The organism is Streptomyces sp. HUAS MS02, from assembly GCF_055702265.1.
Map to the genome: position 1 here is coordinate 8,863,064 of NZ_CM146747.1, position 18,780 is coordinate 8,881,843.

Genomic DNA, 18,780 nt, shown 5'->3' on the forward strand with positions numbered 1-18,780 from the left:
AGCTGCTGCCACTGAACGTCCACCTCCTCGGCCAGCACCATAACAGCAACACCGTATCCAGTATGGAGATCGCCGGTGGGGCATGGATCGGCGGCGCCCCCCTCTCACCGACAGTAACTGTCTGCCGCCGTGCCGCCTGCGCAGGGAGCCCCCGCCTCCTGATGCGCTGGCGCTGCCACCGACATAGAAGGGTGCACGGATGCCGGCCATTACGGTGTCGTCAGGCGGGTGGACTTGAGACAGAAGGTCGGCCGCCGTCGTCACTGCCAGCAGGCGGGTGCGGTCAGCGAGCCATGATGAGTGGCTTCTCGGGCCATGTCGGGCACCCTGCGCCGGCCGAACTGTACAAGTGACGCAGCATTGCCTCAGCCGACGCTGCGCACCGGTCGCCGGGCCCGTTGTTCCGTACGGCAGCGCCGGCTAACCCGTCGCAGTGGCTCAATCACGCGTGCCGGCGGCACCGTTACCGCTGTGGCCCAGTGCGCCAAGGCCCGCTGCAATCACCACATCGGTGCGTTCGGTCCACCTGGCCTCACGGTTCGCCATCATCGTGACGGTCACAGCACCGATCGCGGACACCACCCGCACATGCCGTTCCTCATCAGTCCAGACATCGGGATCGAAGGCTGCCATCACCATGCGCTGGGCCCCGGAGAGGCGCTGCATGATCTCGGACTCTCGCGTCAGTCCGAAGGCGCCGACGATGAGCGCACCAGTCCCCGGCCACTCCTCGATCAGCTCGACCAGCGCACCGAGCAGGGCGGCGTCCCGCTCGAGCCCGACCGGGAGGCCCGCACCCGCAGCCGCCACTCGTGCGGCATGTTCCTCCGCGCGAGCCACCACGGCGTCCTGGATCCGCTCCTTCGAGCCGAAGCGCTTCAGCACAGCCGCCTTGGAGTAGCCGGCACCGTCAGCGATCGCCTGCACGGGGCCCTGAGCGAACCCGTGCCGCGCGAAGACCAAGGCCGCCACGTCGACCAGGGCGCGATCGATCTCCTCGCTGGTGGGCCTCACGGTTGGCTTCATAACCAAAGGTTACCGTTTCGGTCAGCAAGTGACCGAAACGGCAACACCACAGCACCCGACCCCACAGGTCGTCATATTTTCTCCGTGTGAATGCTCAAGTTGCTTGGGTAAGTTGCCGCTATGGAAGATCGCGCAGGGGCCGCTGACGAGTGGCCTGAATAGGGCCTCCGTCCCGGACGGGCCGATCGATCCAATCAGCCCAATGAATCCGATCAGTCCGATCAGTCCGATCAGTGTGTCTTCCTCAGCTCAGCAAGACCGATCAGATGTCCGGCAGGACCATGAATTGATAGGGATCTGATGTCCGTACGCCGACTCAACCACGCTGTCCTGTTCGTCCGCGATATCGAATGTTCTGTCGCCTTCTACAGCGCGGCGTTCGGCTTCACCGTCGAGCACGAGATACCCGGCACGGCTGCCTTCCTCAGGGCCCGGGACACCGACAACGACCACGACCTCGGCCTCTTCACCCTAGGACCCGACGCGCCAGGTCCGCAGCGCGACCGCGTCGGGCTGCACCACCTCGCCTGGGAGGTCGGCACACTTGGTGAACTGGCCGAGACGGCGGAGCTGCTCAAGGCACGCCAAGCTCTGACCGGCGGCACCGACTTCCTGACGGCCAAGTCCCTGCACGGCGTGGACCCGGACGGCAACGAGTTCGAGGTGATGTGGCGCGTCCCACGCGCCGACTGGCCGACCTCGGAGGAGAACCAGAAGCCGCTTCCGCTGGACCTCCGGTCGGCGATCGGCCGATGGGGCCCCGACTTGAGAACGGGAGCGGCTGCCGAGTCGGTCAGGTGACCGCGCATCGGTCCCGGCGACGTACAGCGGCATCATCCCCACCCCCATCATGCCCACGGCGACGGATGAGGGCTCGCCGGTGAGAGTTCGCCGAAGAACCGGGCCGACGGCTGCAAGGGCACGGCGTGAAGGGTCTTGCTCTCATCTTCACGCATCACATGTTGTCGGCCCCGTCTGAATGGTGGTTTGATCACTCGCGTGGGTTGCTTACATTCTTCGACGTGCCCGCTCTTCCCGCACCTCAATGAGAGTCTGGCGGGCTGGCGTTCCTATTACTGCGACAACGAGGCCAACTGGCGTGGCTGTGCGCGCTATCAGGTGTCACTCACCGGTGAGCGGGTGCCCATCACTTTGCTGCCCAACGGACGGCACGCCCGTTATCTGGCGCCCACGCCCAGGCCCGCCGAGTCCGGGGGGAGCGGTCCCCGCCAGGCCGAACAGCCGTCGACGACCGTCGAAGAGCCCGGACGGGGCTGGTGGGCCCGGCTGGCCGAGTGGATGAAGGGCAACGCATGACTGCCTACTGGCCCTGGTGGGCAGGTGCTGTCGGACTCGCCGTACTGACCATCGGTTACACCCTCGCCACCGATCGGTCGTTCGGGGTGTCGGGTGCCTGGGAACGCGTGCTCCACTGGCGGCGCGAAGCCGAACTGGAGCGGGAAGAGGCGCAGTTCACCGACGAGCGGGCCCTTGCCGCGGCCCTCCGCGCGGCCACCGCCGAGCACTTCGGCACGGTGTCCACCGCGCCAGTGTCCACCACCCCCGAGCCTCCGGGGCCGACTGCCGTGCCGACCGAGGACGGACGACGCCGAGGCGGGCAGCCGCGCCCCGCTCCGCTGGTCAGCCAGGCCGTTCTGCTCGTCTCGATCTTCGTGGGCGGACTGGTCGCAGCCGTCACGTCCGGGCGGTTTCACCTCCGCTTCGACATGGGGGAGGGCTACCGGGACGTGGTGACCGGCAACTCCTTCGTCATGGTCGCCCTGCTGTTCGTGGGTGGCGTACTGGTCGGCTTCGGCACCCGGCTGGCCGGTGGCTGCAGTTCGGGGCACGGGCTCAACGGCTGCGGTCGGCTGAGACCCGTCAGTCTCGTCGCGACGGCCACGTTCTTCGGAACCGCCGTCGTGGTTTCGTTCCTCCTGCTGAAGGTGATCTGATGCGTACCCGGGGCGGAGTCCTGCTGGCCAACCTACTCACCGGGCTGGCTCTCGGCTTCACCGTGACCAGTATCGGGTTCGGCGACTACGCCGAGCTGAACCGCATGTTCACCTTCCAGGACCTGCGGATGTTCCTCTCCTTCTTTGGCGCTGTCGTGATCATCGCGAGCGTGTTCGCCCTGCTGCGAGTGCGCCGGGACGCGGGGCGCATCCACGCCGGTGTCGTTCCCGGCGCGGTGCTGTTCGGTATCGGTTGGGCGATCTCCGGCGGGTGCCCGGCGATCCCGATCATCCAGGTCGCCAGCGGTTACCTGCCCGCCGTGATCACCATCGTCGGCATCGTCGTCGGGGTCAGGTTGTGCCGCTGGGCCACCGGCCGACGCTTCTTGCGTGTCGACCGGGGCTCCTGCGAAGGGTGAGTGGCTAGGTACCCTCGTGCCCTGTTCCCCGTGCCCCGTGCCCCGTGACGCACGAGCAGGTGGACCATTTCGACGTGCCAGTGCTGCGCGGCTGCCGAGGCCGATCCCCGCCTGTGGATCTGGGCCGCCCGGTCCGTGGCGGACCAACTCGGCGGGCTCGGCGGGCGGGTCACCGTGGTCGGTGACGGGGACGCCTTCGACATCGAAGGCATCGGCGTCGAGGCGCACGGAGAACTCACGCCGTGGTCCATCCGGACCTGCCGCGGGTCACCAACGTCGGCTTCCTGGTGGGGGAGGGCGACGCTACCGTCTTCCACCCGGGCGACGCCTTCACCGTCCCCGCGCGCCCGGTGGACACACTTCTCCTGCCCGTGCACGGCCCGTGGTCCAAGACGGGCGAAGTCATCGACCACGCCCGTGAGATCAAACCTCGCAGTGCCGGGGTACGAAACCGCCAAGGCGCTCGCCGAGCGCGGGGCGTCCGTGGTGCTCGCCGTGCGCAACGTCGAGAAGGGCGAGCAGGCCGCGGCCCGCATGACCGGCGACGTGACCGTGCAGGCGCTGGACCTGACCTCGCTCGACTCCGTCCGGACCGCGGCGGCGGCGCTGCACTCCCGGCTCGACCGGCTCGACCTGCTGATCAACAACGCCGGCGTGATGTTCACCCCGAAGCAGACCACCGCCGACGGCTTCGAGATGCAGTTCGGCACCAACCACCTCGGCCACTTCGCGCTCACCGGGCTGTTGCTGGACCTGATGCTGCCGGTGCCCGGCTCGCGTGTGGTGACGGTCAGCAGCACCAGCCACCGCATCCGGGCCGCGATCCACTTCGACGACCTGCAGTGGGAGCGGTCGTACAGTCGGGTCGGCGCCTACGGTCAGTCCAAGCTGGCCAACCTGATGTTCACGTACGAGCTGCAGCGGCGGCTCGCCACGCACGGCACCACCGTCGCGTTGGCCGCGCACCCCGGCATGTGCAACACCGAGCTCATGCGTAACACCCCCGCCGCGCTCCGCCTGCCCGTCACCTGGCTCGCGCCGCTGATCACCCAGACGCCGGCCATGGGCGCCCTGCCCGCCCTGCGCGCCGCCGCCGACCCCGCCGCGCTCGGCGGCCAGTACTACGGTCCCGGCGGGCGCAACGAGGCCAAGGGCCACCCCCGCCTGGTCACCTCCAGCCCGGAATCGTACGAGGTGGCCGTCCAGCAGCGGCTGTGGGCCGTCTCCGAAGACCTCACCGGCGTGAAGTTCCCCGTCCTTCAGCCCCAGCAGAACTCGGTTCCCTCCAAATCGGCCATCACGATGTAGCCCGCGCCGCGGTGCGAGGCGCCGACTCGTCCGGCGCTCCGCCGCCCGACGGCCGGCGCGGTCGAGAAGAGCCGCTACCGGAAACGTGCGGGAGCCGCGTCCGCGTAGCGGTGAGACGGTGAGCAGCCGAATGCTCTTCGTCTTCGATACCGAGCGGCGGACCAGGCCGCGTACCTGTACGCGATCGGCGGCGAGCTGACCGTAGCTGCCACCTGGGAAACCTCTCGGTGAGGCTGTAAGGCCAAACGGCATGCGGTCGGGACGGAATCCGGGGGCAAGACGGCAACGCGATCATGACTGTCGCACCATGTGGGGGCTTGTCGCGCAGTTCCCCGCGCCCCTTCCGGGGTGCGGGGAACTGTCCTGCTTCACGCCCAGGGGGTCACTGCGGTGAAGGAGCTGTCGGCCTTGAAGGTGGCCGTGTCCTGGTAGGGGTCGATGCGGAGTGCGTAGTTGTAGTGGCGGAGGAAGCGGCCGGGGTAGTTGTACGACTCAAGGCTGACCGAGCCGGGCGCGCTGCCCTGGCGGGCGCAGAAGGTGGCGTCCTTGTTGAAGACGTCGGTGCCGTTGCCGGCATCGAAGCGGATCCGGTAGTCCCAGTGGCGCATGTAGCGGCCGGCGGAGTCGCGGAAGGAGTAGCAGGTGGCGTCGGCGAGGCCGGGCACGATCGTGAGGGTCGCGCTCTGCTTGACGGCGGCGGTGCCGGAGCTGCTCACGGGGTCGATGTAGCCGAGGTTGTCGGAGCGGACCACGGCGTAACGGTCCGGGAAGTTGACGGACTGCAGCGACCGGGTGGTGTCGGTCGGCAGGGTCGCGCTGGGAACCTTCTCCCTCAGGACGGTCATGTGGCGGACGAAGCCGCTGAGGCCCGGCAGTTCCTTCCGAGGTGTCCAGGTGGCGAAGTTGTCGTAGCTGTCGCTGTACCAGTACTTCTTGTCGCGGTAGCCGTCGAAGTAGATGCGCCAGCCTCCGTCGTCGAGCTGCACCACGGCCGGGCCCTCGTTCCAGGATCCCCAGCCCGCCCAGTCACCGGTCTTCTTGATGGTGTACGGGCCGGTGAGGCTGGAGGCGGTGGCGTACTCGAGGTACTTCGTCGTCTCGTTCTTGATGATCGCGTGGTAGGTGGAGCCGATCTTGACGACGAAGGTGTCGATGTAGTTCGGGCCGATGCCGGCGAGCTGGGTGGGCGCGGTCCAGCTGGTCAGCGTGGAGTCGGTCGCCGTGATCTTCCAGGGGGTGAAGTGGACGGCGGTGCTCGCCGATGTCAGGGTCACGATGATGTTGACGCTGCCGTCGGTGTCGACGAACCACTCGGGGGCCCAGGTGCGGGTGATCCCGCTGATCGGGACCGTGTAGTTGTACAGGAAGGTCCAGTTCAGACGGTCGGCGCTGCGGGCGATGCCGATCGTGTTCCCGGTCCAGTTGGTGGTGTACGTGAGGTAGTAGAAGCCGTCGGTGTGCCTGAAGATGCTGGGGTCACGGATCAGACCGGACGGCGGTGTGTACGCCGGGCCCTTACGCAGGGTGTAGGTGGTGGCGTCCGGCGAGTCGTAGACGTACATGTTCGACTCGCTGGTGTTGGTGAAGGCGGTCATCGTGTACCGCGTCACCTGCGCCGGCGGGGCGACGGCTCCGGCCGGACCGGCGAAGGCGGTGGTGAGGCCCAGGAGGGCGGCCACCGAGGTGAGCAGGGCGAGGACTGCTCTGAGGGTTCTGTTCAACGCTCGTCCCATTTCTGCGCGAACTGCCCTGAGGCGTGGAATGTTGGTCGCAGACCGCCGTTGGTGAGCAGCAAGGTGCACCGCCGGCTATGTCTGCCTGGGTGCTGGAAAATGGCGCTTTGTCGGATATGTGGTGGCTGCCTCAGCCGTCGACGGCAACGCCGGACGGCTGAGGCCGGCCCGCCCCGGGGCGGGCCGGCCTGAGTGGCTACGGGGTCACGGTCAGCGCGGGCACCATGTCGGCGTTCGCGTTGGTGAGCTTCCCGGAGCCGGTGGCGCCTTCGGAGCTGACGAAGCGCAGCTCGTGGTTGGTGCCTCCCGCGTTACCGACGGCGAGCAGCAGCGTGGACTGCTTGGCCGCGTAGGCGTTCTGGACGAAGGAGGTGATGTCGACGGTGATCTCGCGGCCGTCGATGGCGTTGCCCTGATGGGACCCGCCGCCCTCGGGGATGATGGTCGAACCGAGGGTGAAGGTGGCCGACTTGGCGACGGAGGAGTTCGTCGCGGTGAAGCTCGGCCGGTTCTGCCAGGTCATGGTGGTGATCGGGCAGGACGTGCCGCCGCCGGTGCAGGTGGTGCTGCTGACGGGTTGCACCAGCAGCTGGTCGGTGTCGGTCGACGGGACCGACGAGTAGCGGTGGCCGACGTAGGTGAGACGGAGTGTCGCCTGGGTCGGTGCCTTGGTGAGGCTGCCCAGGGGGAACTGGATGTAGGAGAGCTTTCCGTCCCCGGACCCCGTGGTGTACTGCTCGCCCATCAGGCCCACGCCGGTGTTGCGGGTGATGAGCGTCAGCTCCGAGGATTTGTTCTTGCTCAGGTCGCCGGTCCACGCGCCCACCCAGGTGTCGCCGTCGGTGGGGGCGCCGACCTTGACGTTCTGGGTCTGACCGTTCGCGTCCGTGTAGGTCCTGGTCAGCGTGGAGACGCCGCTCGTCGTCAGCGGGAACTGGCCGGTGTACCTGACGAGTTGGCCCCCGACACGAATGTTGTTCAGCGTCGCGTTCGTGATGCCGGTGATCGAACTGCTCGTGTTCTGCTTCGAGAACCACACGTTGTCGAGGGTGAACGTGCCGATCGGAACCCTGGTGTACGTGTACGTGGTGCCCGACCCGTCGGGGTTGGGGGCGTACCCGTAGGTCGCTTGCTGTTCGGCGGTGATGGTCTTGGTGGCGTTGCCGTTGGAGACACCGACCGGCCCTTGGGCGAACCGGGAGTTGTCGATCGAGCTGTTCTTCACCACGATGCTCACGCTGGGGACCCGGTTGGGGGAGTGGCCCATGGTGATGCCACCGGCCGACGGCGACACGGAGTTGAAGTTGTCCAACGTGTAGCTGGTGGTCCGGTATCCGTACTCGTTGAATCCGATCCGGATCGCGTTGCCCGCAGCGGCGGCCCAGTTCAGGGTGTTGCTGACCGAGATGTTCTTCGTGTCCTCGTCGTCCCAGTGGTAGGAGTCGAACCCGAGATCGTCGGCGACGGTGTCGTAGGCGCCTACCGCGTTGACATAGCCCTGGACGTCGGCGGTGGAGGTGCCGAGCTGGAAGTTGTTCCACACGCCCGAGGCCAGCGGGGTGAATCCGTCGCTGGGGTTGTAGTGGCCGGAGGCGAACGCGTCGTCGTTGCCGAGGGTGAAGACACCGTTGGCGGTGATGTCCTGGCCGCTCGCGAAGTTCGTCCCGTCGATCCACGGCTGGCGGTACGGGGTGAGACCCTTGATGTTGTTGAACCTCACCCTTTGGGCGGTGTGGGTCTCGTAGTTCCACTGCTTCGCGTCGCGCGAATAGGTGTCGTTGAAGGTGATGTCCGAGGAGTGCATGACCGTGACGCCGCCCTGGTGCTGACTGCGGTAGGCGTCGTGCCGGTCGCCGCTGCTGGAGGCGTTGTAGTTCGCCACGCCGTTGCCGTCGAAGACGCCGCGGCCGGAGATTTCGATGTTGCTCGAGTTGATGATCCCGACCGCCGGCTCGAACGCCTCCATGTACGCCTGGATGCGGTTCTTCAGCAGGGCCCCTTCGTCGGTGTAGATCTTCAGCTTGCCGCCCTTGAGCTTGCTGCCGTCCAGACCGTTGACCAGGAGACCGGACCACACGTACGTGCCGTTCGGGAAGTAGAGCGTGTTGAGCGCCGTGGGGTTGGCCTTGATGGTGTCGAGGGCGGCCTGCAGGGCGTATGTGACGTCGCCCGCGGCCATCGTCCGCACCTTCGGGTAGCGCACATTGACGCTGCTCGCGCTCACCAGGCTCCCGGCCGAGGTCTGCTGCCCGGCGGGGACGGCGGTGCCGTTGACAGTCTTGCCTGCCATGGAGCTAGTCGTCGCGGCGGGAGCCTTCTGAGCCGCGCTGTTCGGGTTCTGCGCGAGGTACTTGGCGGCGAACTGCTGGAAGTTGAGGACACCGGTCTGCAGGTTGACGCCGGAACCGTCCGGTGCGCTCGTGGTGTTCGGGCGCCGGGCCGGGTCTTCCAGGGGGTCGTTGATGACGGCCAGGTAGGGCTGTCCCGTGGCGTTGGTCGAGTCGCCGTTGACCATCACGATCGCCTGGTTCAACCCGGCGGCGGCTGACATCCGGAAGGTCAGGGTGTGCTTGTCCGCGCTCACCGAGACGCTGCCGGCCGGGTAGTAGCGGGCCGGGTAGACGTTCACGGTGTCGATCGTGGTGCTGGGCAGCGTGACCGTGATCGTCGGTGTCCGGGAGTCCGACGCGAAGCGCGCGATGTCGAAGTTGTGGCCGCTCGCGGCGTACTTGACAGCCTGGACGGGCGTGCCGGCGACGTCCACCTGGTACTTGGTGGACGCCACGTCCGGGGACGTCGTCGTACCGCCCCCCACTCCTGTCGGTGCGTAGGTGTGGACGGTGGTGGCGGCGTGTGCGGGGACGGTGGCGGTGAGCATGAGGCTCGCCGCCGCGAGGGTGGCGCCGGCAACGGCCGCGATGAAGCGCTGCACGCGCGATCTGCGGCGCGCCGGGACGGGGTTCGGGTCGGCGTCGCCGCCGGCCGGTCGGTTCATGCCTGTCTCTCCTCCGGACGAGATCTTTTCGAGGTCTGCTCAGGCGCCCGCCGTCTGCTGGAGGCGGCGCGGTGCATTCGCGATGCTGCGGCCGGACCGGGGCCGTCGGGGCCGTCGCGGCCGAGAGGAATACGTTGACCGATCCATGCGATCAGGTGTGGCCGGGACGTTACTGGCGGATTTCCGAAGCCGTCAATGCTCGTGCACGCCAAGTCGCCAAAACAATCATGACCTGCGCATAGCCCCTACGTGCTCCGTAGCGGCCGAAACCAACTACCTCGGCGCAAAGTCTTGCCTTGCTGTGACAGTCGTCCTACAGTGACGCCACTTTCGTGGATCGATAAATGTTTCGGGGAGACTACGTGGTGACAATGGCGGACGTGGCCGCGAGGGCGGGCGTCACCAAGCAGACCGTCTCCAACGTGGTCTCGGGCAAGAAGGTACGGCCGGAGACCTTGGCGAAGGTGAACAAGGCGATCGCCGAACTCGGCTACAAGCCGAACCTGGTGGCGCGCTCACTGCGCACCGGCAGCACGTCGACGGTGGGGCTGTTCGTGCCGTCGGTGGCCAACGCGTTCTATTCGGAGGTGGTCGAGGAGGTGGAGAACCTCCTGGTCGGCCACGGGTACAACCTGCTGCTCGCCACGACGCGCGACGATCCCGACTACACCCGGGCCCACCTGGAGAACCTCACCGCACGCTCGGTGGACGCACTGCTGGTCGCCGGGGACAACGGCGTCGAACAGCAGCTGCCGATGCTCGCCGCGGCCAACTTCCCGGTCGCCCTGTTCGCCTGGGAGGGCGACCCGCCGACCACACTCCCGGTGGTGTCCATCGACTACCAGCACGCCGGGTTCCTGGCCGGGTGCCACCTGCGGGACCTCGGTCACCGGAACGTCGCGGTGATCGCCGATCTCCCCGCGCACACACCGCGCGTCACGGGATTGCGCCGGGCGTTCGCTCCCGACGGACTGGACGACCGCAAGGTGTTCGCCTGCACCAGCGACGACGCCGCCGGCGGCTTCGCAGCGGCCTGCGCGGCGCTGGAGGCGGATCCGAAGCTGACGGCGATCTTCGCCACCCACGACGTCCTGGCCGTCGGCGCCATAGAAGCGGTGGCCCGGTCCGGGCGGCGGGTCCCCGACGACGTCAGCGTCGTCGGCTTCGACGACATCGCCCAAGTCGGGCGGATCACACCAGCATTGACCACGGTCACCTTCCCCAAACGCGAGATGGCCCAGCAGGCCGTCGAACTCCTGCTACGAGCCGTCGACTCCGGTCGGCCGCCCACCAACGTCGTATCGCTGCTGCGCCCGACCCTGACCATCCGGGACAGCAGCGGCCCCCCGCCCGGGCCGACCGCGTAGCGCTTGGCGTCGCCCGGCCTGCACTGCGCACCTCATGGCCGTCGGCGCAATCCTTCCCAGCCATCTGTCGCCACCGCGGGACATTTCGAGAGGAAACCCCTTCACTGATGAGCGTCCTCGACCCCAATGCCTACGTCGAAGACCGGTCGCCGGGCACCGGACGGCTGCGGCCGCGCGCCGCGTTCGCCTCCGACCAGCCCACGATCGCGCTCGACGGCGACTGGAGATTCCGGCTGGCGTCGGGGCTGGACGACCTCACCGGGGACTTCGCCGCGCCGGACTTCGACGACACCGCCTGGGATCTGCTCGCCGTGCCGTCCTGCTGGCAGATGACCGGCCTGCCCGGCGAGCTCCGTTACGGTGCCCCGGCCTACACCAACATCCTGTACCCGTTCCCGGTCGACCCGCCACGAGTGCCCCGCGAGAACCCGACCGGTGAGTACCGCCGTGAGTTCGAGGTTCCCGACGCGTTCCCGGTGTCGGCCGCGGTGCTCCGGTTCGAGGGCGTCGACTCCGCGTTCGCGGTGTGGCTCAACGGGATCCGGCTCGGCGACGGCAAGGGCAGCCGACTGACCACCGAGTTCGACGTCTCCGCCGTTCTGCGCCCCGGCCGGAACGTCCTCGCGGTCCGCGTGCACCAGTGGTCGTCCGGCAGCTACCTGGAAGACCAGGACATGTGGTGGCTGTCCGGGATCTTCCGGTCGGTGTCCGTGGCCGCCCGCGGTGTCGAGGACTTCTTCGTCCACGCCGCCTACGACCACACCACCGGGCAGGGCACCCTGGCCGTCGACGTCATCGCCCCCTGCCGGGTGTCGCTGTCGGTGCCCGAACTCGGCATATCCGACGCCGATCCGGCCGGCCCGTACGTGATCGACGGCATCGAGCCCTGGTCGGACGAGCAACCGCGCCTGTATACGGGAGAGTTGGTCTCCGAGACCGGGGAGCGGATACCGCTGCGCATCGGCTTCCGCACCGTGGCGGTCGTGGACGGCGTCCTGACCGTGAACGGCAGGCCGATCTCGCTGCGGGGCGTCAACCGCCACGAATGGCACCCGCTGACGGGGCGCACCCTGACCGAGGACACCATGGTGGCCGACGTGCTGCTCATGAAGCGGCACAACATCAACGCGGTGCGCACCAGCCACTACCCGCCCGACCACCGTTTCCTGGACCTGTGCGACGAGCACGGCCTGTGGGTGTTCTGCGAGGGCGACCTGGAGACGCACGGCTTCGAACCCGGCGGCTGGCGGCACAATCCCAGCGACGACCCCGCGTGGCGCGAGGCTTACCTGGACCGGACCGCCCGACTGGTGGAACGCGACAAGAACCACCCCTCGGTCGTCGTCTGGTCGCTGGGCAACGAGTCCGGCACCGGAGCCAACCTGGCCGCCGCGGCCGCGTGGATCCGGCAGCGCGACGACAGCCGCCTGATCCACTACGAGGGCGACTTCGCGAGCTGCGCGTACGTCGACCTGTACTCCCGCATGTACATCGGTGTGGACGAGCTGTCCGCCGTGGGACGCGGCCAGGAGGCACCGACGGCCGATCCGGCCGACGACGCGCACCGCCGAGCCCTGCCGTTCGTACTGTGCGAGTACGGACACGCCATGGGCACCGGGCCCGGAGGGCTGTCCGAGTACCAGCAGGTCATCGAGGCACATCCGCGCATGGCCGGTGGATTCATCTGGGAGTGGATCGACCACGGCATCGCCCGGCTCACGGGGCAGCAGGAACCCCACACGTTCTACGCCTACGGCGGCGACTTCGGCGAGGAGATCCACGACGGCAACTTCGTCGCCGACGGGCTGCTCTTCCCCGACCGCACACCGTCGCCGGGCCTGGTCGAGTACAAGAAGGTCATCGAACCGGTCCGGATCCACATCGACCCGGCGGCACGGCAGATCAGCGTGCACAACCTGCACCACCACCGTGACACCGGCTACCTGGACTTCCAGTGGACCGTCGAGGACGGAGGCGAGCTGTCCGGCTCCGGCGGCCTGAGCGTGACCGCGACCGCGCCCGGCACGACGACAACCGTCGAGTGGCCCGCCGAGGTCACGGACGCGCTCGACGCGGCGCGCAAGAACGAGTCCGGCCACGAGGTGTGGCTGACCGTGACCGCGGTGCTCGCGGCCGACGAGACCTGGGCCGGGGCCGGCCACGAGATCGCCTGGGCGCAGGGGCTGGTCGTGGCTCCTGCCGCCTCGCCGGTCCCCTCCACGCCCGCGCCGGCGATCGCCCACGAAAGGGACATCACCCTGGGCCCCGCGCGGTTCGACGCCCGCACCGGGGTGCTGATCCGGCTCGGCGACCTGGAGCTCGACGGTCCGAGGCTGGACGTCTGGCGGGCCCCGATCGACAACGACCTGCTCAGCGCCTTCGGTGAGGCGCAGATCGGCGCTTGGCTCGCCGCCGGACTGCACCGGATGCGCCACGCTGTCCTGTGCGTCGAGCCCGACGCACAAGGGCTCACTGTCACCGCCAGGCTCGCCGCCGCCGGATCCTCCTCCGCGCTCGGCGTGGTCTACCGCTGGACGGCCTGCGACGGACCGGACGCGGGCCAGGCCCGGCTCCGGCTGGAATGCGCCGTCACCCCTGACGGCGCCTGGTCGGTGCCGCTGCCCCGGCTGGGGATCGCGATGTCGCTGCCCGGCACCGACGCCGAGGTCGAGTGGTTCGGCCTCGGTCCCGGCGAGGCGTACCGCGACTCCCGTACCGCCGCCCGCACAGGCCGTCACCGGTCGACCGTCTCGGCGATGCAGACCCCCTATGTCCGCCCACAGGAGAACGGCAACCGCCACCAAGTCCGCCGCACCCGGATCACCACCGCGGACGGCACCCTGCTCATCACGGGCGACCCGGTCATCGACCTGACCGTGCGTCCTTGGAGCACCGCGGCCCTGGCTGCCGCGGCCCACCAGCACGACCTGGCTGGCGACGGCCGACTCCATCTCCACCTCGACCACGCGCACCACGGCCTCGGCAGCACGGCCTGCGGTCCGGGCCCGTCGGCATCTGACGTCCTGGCGGCGGTCCCGACGGTGTTCAGCGTGGAGTTCAGCACCGGTCGGTAGGCGGGCCTGGCCGCCCGCCCACCGACAGTCCAGCAAGTCAGTCCCCGTCACGAAGGGTTTCCCTCACATGGACAGCACCACCATACGCACCCGCAGACTCCTGGCGCTCACCACCGCGGCCGTCATGGCGTTCGGCGTCGGCGCGTGCAGCAATGACAAGAACGACTCCGCCGAAGGATCGGGCCACAACGGGCCGGTGAAGATGGAGTTCTGGGGCTGGGCCGGCTACGAGAAGATGGTCGACCAGTGGAACGCCGCCCACCCCGATATCAAGGTCACCTTCAAGAAGATCCCGTCGGGCCCCGCGGGCGGCTACACCCAGATCAACAATGCGCTCGCCGCCGGCGAGGGCCCGTGCCTGGCCCAGATCGAGTACCAGAACATCCCGTCGATGCTCGTGAAGAACTCGGTCATGGACATCACCAAGTACGCGAGTGACGGCATGGACAAGTACGTCCCGTCGGCCGTCTCCGCCTCCAGCGTAGGCGACAAGATCTACGGGGTTCCGGTGGACGTCGGTCCGATGGTCCTCTTCTACCGCAAGGACCTGTTCGACAAGTACGGCATCAGCAAGCCGCCGGCGACCTGGGCTGAGTACAAGGCCTACGCCGAGAAGGTCAAAAAGGCCGACCCCAGTGTGAAGTTCGGCACCAAGCTCGGCGACGGCGCCGGTTTGGCCTCCTTCACCCTCCAGACCGGTCAGTCCTGGTACTCGACCCAGGGCGACAGCTGGACCGTCAGTATCGACAACCCTGGCACCCGCAAGGTCGCCGCCTACTGGCAGGACCTCAAGGACCAGGGTCTGGTGGCGAAGCACGGCAGCGCCTGGGACCCGGAGTTCAACAAGGCCTCCGAAGCCGACAAGGTGATGACGTTCGTCGCCGCGTCCTGGGCCTCCGGCGGAATCAAGTCGGACCTGAAGGGCGAGGCCGGCAAGTGGCGGGTCGCCCCGATGCCGACCTGGGAGGCCGGAGACGGCACGAGCGCCAGCAGCGGCGGCTCGGCCACCTCGGTGCTGACCGGCTGCAAGTCGCCCCGCGAAGCAGTGCAGTTCGCCGATTTTCTCTCCAGTGACCCGCAGGCCGTGAAGTCGGGCATCGAAGGCGGGCTGTACCCGGCGTCCAAGGCCGGACAGAACGACCCGTTGCTCAAGGGCGGTGACCCGTTCTTCGGCGGCCAGAAGGTCGGTGACGTGTACAAGGCCTCCGCCGCGCAGGTGCCCAGCACCTGGACCAACGGCCCGACCTTCCAGCAGGTCGAGACGGACTTCACCGGTGCCATCGGCAAGGGCACCCTGCCGGAGGCGGTCACCAAGGTCCAGGCCTCGACGGTCGCCGCGATCAAGAAGCTCGGACTGTCGGTGACCAACTGAGGCAGCGCAACTCCCGCCGCCCTGATGGATTCCCGCGGCCGCACGTATCGGGCGCCGCGGGAATCCGCTCCCTGACGACGAATCGCCCAGCGAGGTTTCCATGAGCAGTCCCAGCAGCACCCGGACCGCGTCACCGCCGCAACCTGTGCCCGCGGTCACGCGCCGTGCCTCCCCCGCCGGCCGACCGCGGCGCGCCGGTGTGCGCAGCGCGTTGACCGCGTCGGGTTTTCTGGCGCCGTTCGCGGTCCTCTTTGTGACCATGATGGTCGCGCCGATCGGCTACGCGCTCTACCAGAGCTTCTTCACCGTCCGCCGCGCCGGGCTGTTCGGTGGTGCGCAGTCCACCGAGTTCACTGGACTGTCCAACTACGCCGACGCCTTTGGCGACCACGACTTCGTGGCGTCGATCGTCCGCGTCGCGCTGCTCGGCTGCGTCCAGGTCCCGTTCATGCTCGGACTGGCCCTCCTGCTCGCGCTCCTCCTCGACTCCCGCTCGGCCCGGCTGCGCAAGACCTTCCGGCTCACGTTCTTCCTGCCCTACGCGCTGCCGGGTGCGATCGCCGCGCTGATGTGGTCCTTCCTTCTGGTCAAAGACCTCTCGCCGTTCACCGAACCGCTGTCCCACCTCGGTATCCACACCGACTTCCTGTCGCCGTCGTGGGTTCCGGTCTCGATCGGGAACATGATCACGTGGGGCTGGACCGGCTACAACACGCTGATCATCTACTCCGCGCTGCAGACGATCCCGGCCGAGGTGATGGAGGCCGCCGCGCTCGACGGTTGCACCGGATGGCGCCTGGCCTGGGCGGTGAAGATCCCGCTGGTGCGTCCCGCGCTGGTGCTGACCGCGGTCTTCTCCATCATCGGGACGGCGCAGATGTACACCGAGCCCGCGGTCCTGGTCGCCGCGCGCATCGCAGGCATCGACCCGAGGTTCTCCCCGATCATGAACACGACCGTAGCCATGGACGTGGGCGGCCAGAACGTGGCCGCCGCCCAGTCCGTCATCCTCGCGTTGATCACCCTCGTGCTCTCGTTCGGATTCCTCAAGTACACCCAGCGCAAGGGAGCGATGGCATGAGCGTGATTTCGGCCGGCCGACCGACGCGACCGACACGACCGCCCCGAACGACCCGCCGTGGCACCGACATCGCGAGCCAGACCGTCGTCAACGGTGTACTGGGCCTGATGGCCCTGTACACGCTGATCCCCCTGTGGTGGCTGTTCGTCTCCTCGACCAAGGAATCGGGCTACCTCTACACCGGTACGCCCCTGTGGTTCTCCCACTTCGACCTGATCACCAACATCAGAAACGTGTTCAGCTTCGAGGACGGCGTCTTTCGCACCTGGCTCGCCAACAGCGCGCTGTACAGCCTCGTCGGCGCCAGTGTCGGCACCCTGCTGTGCGCGATGGCCGGCTACGCGCTGTCCAAGTTCACCTTCCGCGGCCGCGAAAGCGTCTTCAACATCATCCTCGCCTCGGTGCTCATTCCGATGCCGATGTTCGCCCTGCCGTTGTTCCTGCTCATGGCCAAGATCGACATCACCAACACCTACTGGTCGGTGTTGCTGCCCAGCTGCGTCAGCCCGTTCGGCGTCTACCTGTGCCGGATCTTCGCCGCGGCGTCCGTCCCGGACGAACTCCTCGAGGCCGCACGGCTGGACGGGGCGAGCGAACGGCGCACCTTCTTCCGGATCGCCCTCCCGCTGATGTCCCCGGCCCTGGTGACCGTCTTCCTGTTCCAGTTCGTCGGCATCTGGAACAACTACCTACTGCCCGCGCTCATGCTCAACACCCCTTCACTGCAGCCCGTCACGGTGGGACTGGTGCAGTGGCGCGCGGAGAAGGCCAGCGGCGTGCCACCGCTGCTGCCGATCACGGGTGCGTTCCTGTCGCTGATCCCGCTGCTCGTCGCCTTCGTCTGTCTCCAGCGGTTCTGGCGCCAGGGCCTGACCGCAGGCTCCGTCAAGTAACGCGCTCGCCGCCCCACGCTCCTTCGGAACAGCAAAGGACCCCTGCAATGCCGCGCGCCCACGTCTTCCTCGACAAGCAGGCCGTCATCGCCCCTGTCCGACGCCGCACCTTCGGCTCGTTCGTCGAACACCTCGGCCGCTGCGTGTACACCGGGCTCTACGAGCCCGAACACCCCAGCGCGAACGAGGACGGGTTCCGGATGGACGTCGTCGAACTGGTCAGAGAGCTGGGCACCAGAACCGTCCGCTACCCCGGCGGCAACTTCGTGTCCGGCTTCCGCTGGGAGGACTCGGTCGGCCCCCGCGACCAGCGCCCGGTGCGCCGCGACCTCGCCTGGCATTCGCTGGAGTCGAACCAGGTCGGCCTGGACGAGTTCGCCCGCTGGCTCAAGCTCACCGACTCCGAGATGATGCTCGCGGTCAACCTCGGCACGCGCGGCATCCTGTCCGCCCTGGACCTGCTCGAATACGCGAACCACCCCTCCGGTACGGCGCTTTCGGACCTGCGGATCACCAACGGCACGCCGGAGCCGCACAACATCCGCATGTGGTGCCTCGGCAACGAGATGGACGGGCCCTGGCAGACCGGTTTCCTGGACGCCGACGACTACGGCAAGCTCGCCGCCCGTACCGCTGGCGCGATGAAGATGGCCGACAAGGACCTCGAACTCGTGGTCTGCGGCTCCTCAGGATCCTGGATGCCGACCTTCGGCGACTGGGAGCGCACGGTTCTCGAGCACGCCTACGAGCACGTCGACTACGTCTCCTGCCACGCCTACTACCAGGAACTCGACGGCGACCTCGGTTCCTTCCTGGCCTCGGCGACCGACATGGACTACTTCATCGACACCGTCGTCGCCACCGCCGACCACGTGGGCTACAAGAAGCGCTCCAGCAAGAAGATCAACCTGTCGTTCGACGAGTGGAACGTCTGGTACCAGAAGGAGTTCCACGAGTCCGACGAGGTCAACGACGAATGGCGGCACGCCCCCCGGCAGTTGGAGGACGTCTACTCGGTGGCGGACGCCGTCGTCGTCGGCAACCTGCTGATGACGCTGCTCAAGCACAGCGACCGAGTCACCTCGGCCTCGCTCGCGCAACTGGTCAACGTGATCGCGCCGATCATGACCGAGCCCGGCGGCCCGGCCTGGCGGCAGACGACGTTCTACCCGTTCTCGATCACCAGCCGGCTCGCCTCCGGTGAGGTGATCCGGCCCGTCGTCGAGGCGCCGACCTACTCGACGGCACGCCATGGCGAGGCGTCCGTCCTCGACGCCGTCGCGACCCTCGACGAGGACCGGGCCGCGGTCTTCCTGGTCAACCGCGGGCTGACGGAGACCACTCAGGTCACGGTCGATGTGCGCGGCCTCGGCTCCTCGCGGATCCTGGAGGCGCTCACACTCGCCGACAAGGACGCGTACGCGAAGAACACACTCACCGAGCAGAACCGCGTGACCCCGCACACCAACCTGAGCGCGATCCTGTCCGACGGGCTGCTCAACATCGAGCTGCCTCCGGTGTCGTGGACCGCGATCGCGCTGGGGTGACGGCCCGCCC

At 68.0% G+C, this 18,780-nt stretch carries 14 protein-coding genes and 1 pseudogene; 12 read left to right on the plus strand and 3 right to left on the minus strand.

Annotation, left to right across the window (positions count from 1 at the left end; all coding sequences use genetic code 11):
- Window positions 1–438 precede the first annotated feature (438 nt).
- Window positions 439–1,026 carry a TetR/AcrR family transcriptional regulator gene (locus ACZ9QC_RS38270; protein WP_472917291.1) on the minus strand — a complete coding sequence of 196 codons (588 nt, stop codon included), beginning with the start codon at window positions 1,024–1,026 and terminating at the stop codon, window positions 439–441.
- A gap of 300 nt (window positions 1,027–1,326) precedes the next feature.
- Here ACZ9QC_RS38270 and ACZ9QC_RS38275 point away from each other — a divergent pair, with 300 nt between their 5' ends.
- From ACZ9QC_RS38275 to ACZ9QC_RS38300, 6 genes and pseudogenes are all read left to right on the plus strand, one after another.
- A complete protein-coding gene (locus tag ACZ9QC_RS38275; RefSeq protein ID WP_472917292.1) occupies window positions 1,327–1,827 on the plus strand; it encodes a VOC family protein in 501 nt (166 codons plus the stop codon).
- Between the two features lie 339 nt (window positions 1,828–2,166).
- Window positions 2,167–2,343 carry a hypothetical protein gene (locus ACZ9QC_RS38280; protein ID WP_472917293.1) on the plus strand — a complete coding sequence of 59 codons (177 nt, stop codon included), beginning with the start codon at window positions 2,167–2,169 and terminating at the stop codon, window positions 2,341–2,343.
- A complete protein-coding gene (locus tag ACZ9QC_RS38285; RefSeq protein WP_472917294.1) occupies window positions 2,340–2,981 on the plus strand; it encodes a YeeE/YedE family protein in 642 nt (213 codons plus the stop codon). The genes ACZ9QC_RS38280 and ACZ9QC_RS38285 overlap by 4 nt, the downstream gene beginning before the upstream one ends.
- Window positions 2,981–3,400, plus strand: coding sequence for a YeeE/YedE thiosulfate transporter family protein (locus ACZ9QC_RS38290; RefSeq protein ID WP_472917295.1), 420 nt, complete (start codon window positions 2,981–2,983; stop codon window positions 3,398–3,400). Before ACZ9QC_RS38285 ends, ACZ9QC_RS38290 begins: the two co-directional genes overlap by 1 nt.
- 44 nt (window positions 3,401–3,444) lie before the next feature.
- A pseudogene (locus ACZ9QC_RS38295) lies at window positions 3,445–3,840 on the plus strand (MBL fold metallo-hydrolase); the annotation flags it as partial.
- Window positions 3,836–4,708: an SDR family NAD(P)-dependent oxidoreductase gene (locus ACZ9QC_RS38300; RefSeq protein WP_472917296.1), complete on the plus strand. Its 873-nt coding sequence runs from the start codon at window positions 3,836–3,838 to the stop codon at window positions 4,706–4,708. The pseudogene ACZ9QC_RS38295 and the gene ACZ9QC_RS38300, both read left to right, overlap by 5 nt.
- A 368-nt stretch (window positions 4,709–5,076) precedes the next feature.
- On the opposite strand, the gene ACZ9QC_RS38305 is transcribed toward ACZ9QC_RS38300, so the two are convergent.
- Window positions 5,077–6,429: a glycoside hydrolase family 43 protein gene (locus tag ACZ9QC_RS38305; RefSeq protein WP_472917297.1), complete on the minus strand. Its 1,353-nt coding sequence runs from the start codon at window positions 6,427–6,429 to the stop codon at window positions 5,077–5,079.
- A 208-nt stretch (window positions 6,430–6,637) separates the two neighbouring features.
- Window positions 6,638–9,436: a DNRLRE domain-containing protein gene (locus tag ACZ9QC_RS38310; protein WP_472917298.1), complete on the minus strand. Its 2,799-nt coding sequence runs from the start codon at window positions 9,434–9,436 to the stop codon at window positions 6,638–6,640.
- A 371-nt stretch (window positions 9,437–9,807) separates the two neighbouring features.
- Between ACZ9QC_RS38310 and ACZ9QC_RS38315 the strand changes: the two genes are divergently transcribed.
- The 6 genes from ACZ9QC_RS38315 (at window position 9,808) to arfA (ending at window position 18,770) form a co-directional block, all read left to right on the plus strand.
- On the plus strand, window positions 9,808–10,803 hold the full coding sequence (locus tag ACZ9QC_RS38315; RefSeq protein ID WP_472921923.1) for a LacI family DNA-binding transcriptional regulator: 996 nt from the start codon (window positions 9,808–9,810) through the stop codon (window positions 10,801–10,803).
- 107 nt (window positions 10,804–10,910) lie between these two features.
- Entirely contained in the window at window positions 10,911–13,877 is a 2,967-nt protein-coding gene (locus ACZ9QC_RS38320; RefSeq protein WP_472917299.1) for a glycoside hydrolase family 2 TIM barrel-domain containing protein, read from the plus strand.
- Window positions 13,878–13,944: 67 nt separating this feature from the next.
- Window positions 13,945–15,249 carry an ABC transporter substrate-binding protein gene (locus tag ACZ9QC_RS38325; RefSeq protein WP_472917300.1) on the plus strand — a complete coding sequence of 435 codons (1,305 nt, stop codon included), beginning with the start codon at window positions 13,945–13,947 and terminating at the stop codon, window positions 15,247–15,249.
- A 100-nt stretch (window positions 15,250–15,349) separates the two neighbouring features.
- On the plus strand, window positions 15,350–16,330 hold the full coding sequence (locus ACZ9QC_RS38330; protein ID WP_472917301.1) for a carbohydrate ABC transporter permease: 981 nt from the start codon (window positions 15,350–15,352) through the stop codon (window positions 16,328–16,330).
- The gene (locus tag ACZ9QC_RS38335; protein WP_472917302.1) at window positions 16,327–17,223 is read left to right on the plus strand and encodes a carbohydrate ABC transporter permease; all 897 of its coding nucleotides are present in this window, start codon (window positions 16,327–16,329) and stop codon (window positions 17,221–17,223) included. The genes ACZ9QC_RS38330 and ACZ9QC_RS38335 overlap by 4 nt, the downstream gene beginning before the upstream one ends.
- A gap of 47 nt (window positions 17,224–17,270) precedes the next feature.
- Window positions 17,271–18,770, plus strand: coding sequence for an arabinosylfuranosidase ArfA (arfA, locus tag ACZ9QC_RS38340; protein WP_472917303.1), 1,500 nt, complete (start codon window positions 17,271–17,273; stop codon window positions 18,768–18,770).
- The last annotated feature ends 10 nt before the right edge of the window (window positions 18,771–18,780 follow it).

What these genes read in the sequence shown, in the direction of transcription:
- ACZ9QC_RS38270 (WP_472917291.1), bottom strand. Translation starts at nt 1,026, where the DNA reads ATGAAGCCAACCGTGAGGCCCACCAGCGAGGAGATCGATCGCGCCCTG.
- ACZ9QC_RS38275 (WP_472917292.1), top strand. Translation starts at nt 1,327, where the DNA reads ATGTCCGTACGCCGACTCAACCACGCTGTCCTGTTCGTCCGCGATATC.
- ACZ9QC_RS38285 (WP_472917294.1), top strand. Translation starts at nt 2,340, where the DNA reads ATGACTGCCTACTGGCCCTGGTGGGCAGGTGCTGTCGGACTCGCCGTA.
- ACZ9QC_RS38290 (WP_472917295.1), top strand. Translation starts at nt 2,981, where the DNA reads ATGCGTACCCGGGGCGGAGTCCTGCTGGCCAACCTACTCACCGGGCTG.
- ACZ9QC_RS38310 (WP_472917298.1), bottom strand. Translation starts at nt 9,436, where the DNA reads ATGAACCGACCGGCCGGCGGCGACGCCGACCCGAACCCCGTCCCGGCG.
- ACZ9QC_RS38315 (WP_472921923.1), top strand. Translation starts at nt 9,808, where the DNA reads ATGGCGGACGTGGCCGCGAGGGCGGGCGTCACCAAGCAGACCGTCTCC.
- ACZ9QC_RS38320 (WP_472917299.1), top strand. Translation starts at nt 10,911, where the DNA reads ATGAGCGTCCTCGACCCCAATGCCTACGTCGAAGACCGGTCGCCGGGC.
- ACZ9QC_RS38325 (WP_472917300.1), top strand. Translation starts at nt 13,945, where the DNA reads ATGGACAGCACCACCATACGCACCCGCAGACTCCTGGCGCTCACCACC.
- ACZ9QC_RS38330 (WP_472917301.1), top strand. Translation starts at nt 15,350, where the DNA reads ATGAGCAGTCCCAGCAGCACCCGGACCGCGTCACCGCCGCAACCTGTG.
- ACZ9QC_RS38335 (WP_472917302.1), top strand. Translation starts at nt 16,327, where the DNA reads ATGAGCGTGATTTCGGCCGGCCGACCGACGCGACCGACACGACCGCCC.
- arfA (WP_472917303.1), top strand. Translation starts at nt 17,271, where the DNA reads ATGCCGCGCGCCCACGTCTTCCTCGACAAGCAGGCCGTCATCGCCCCT.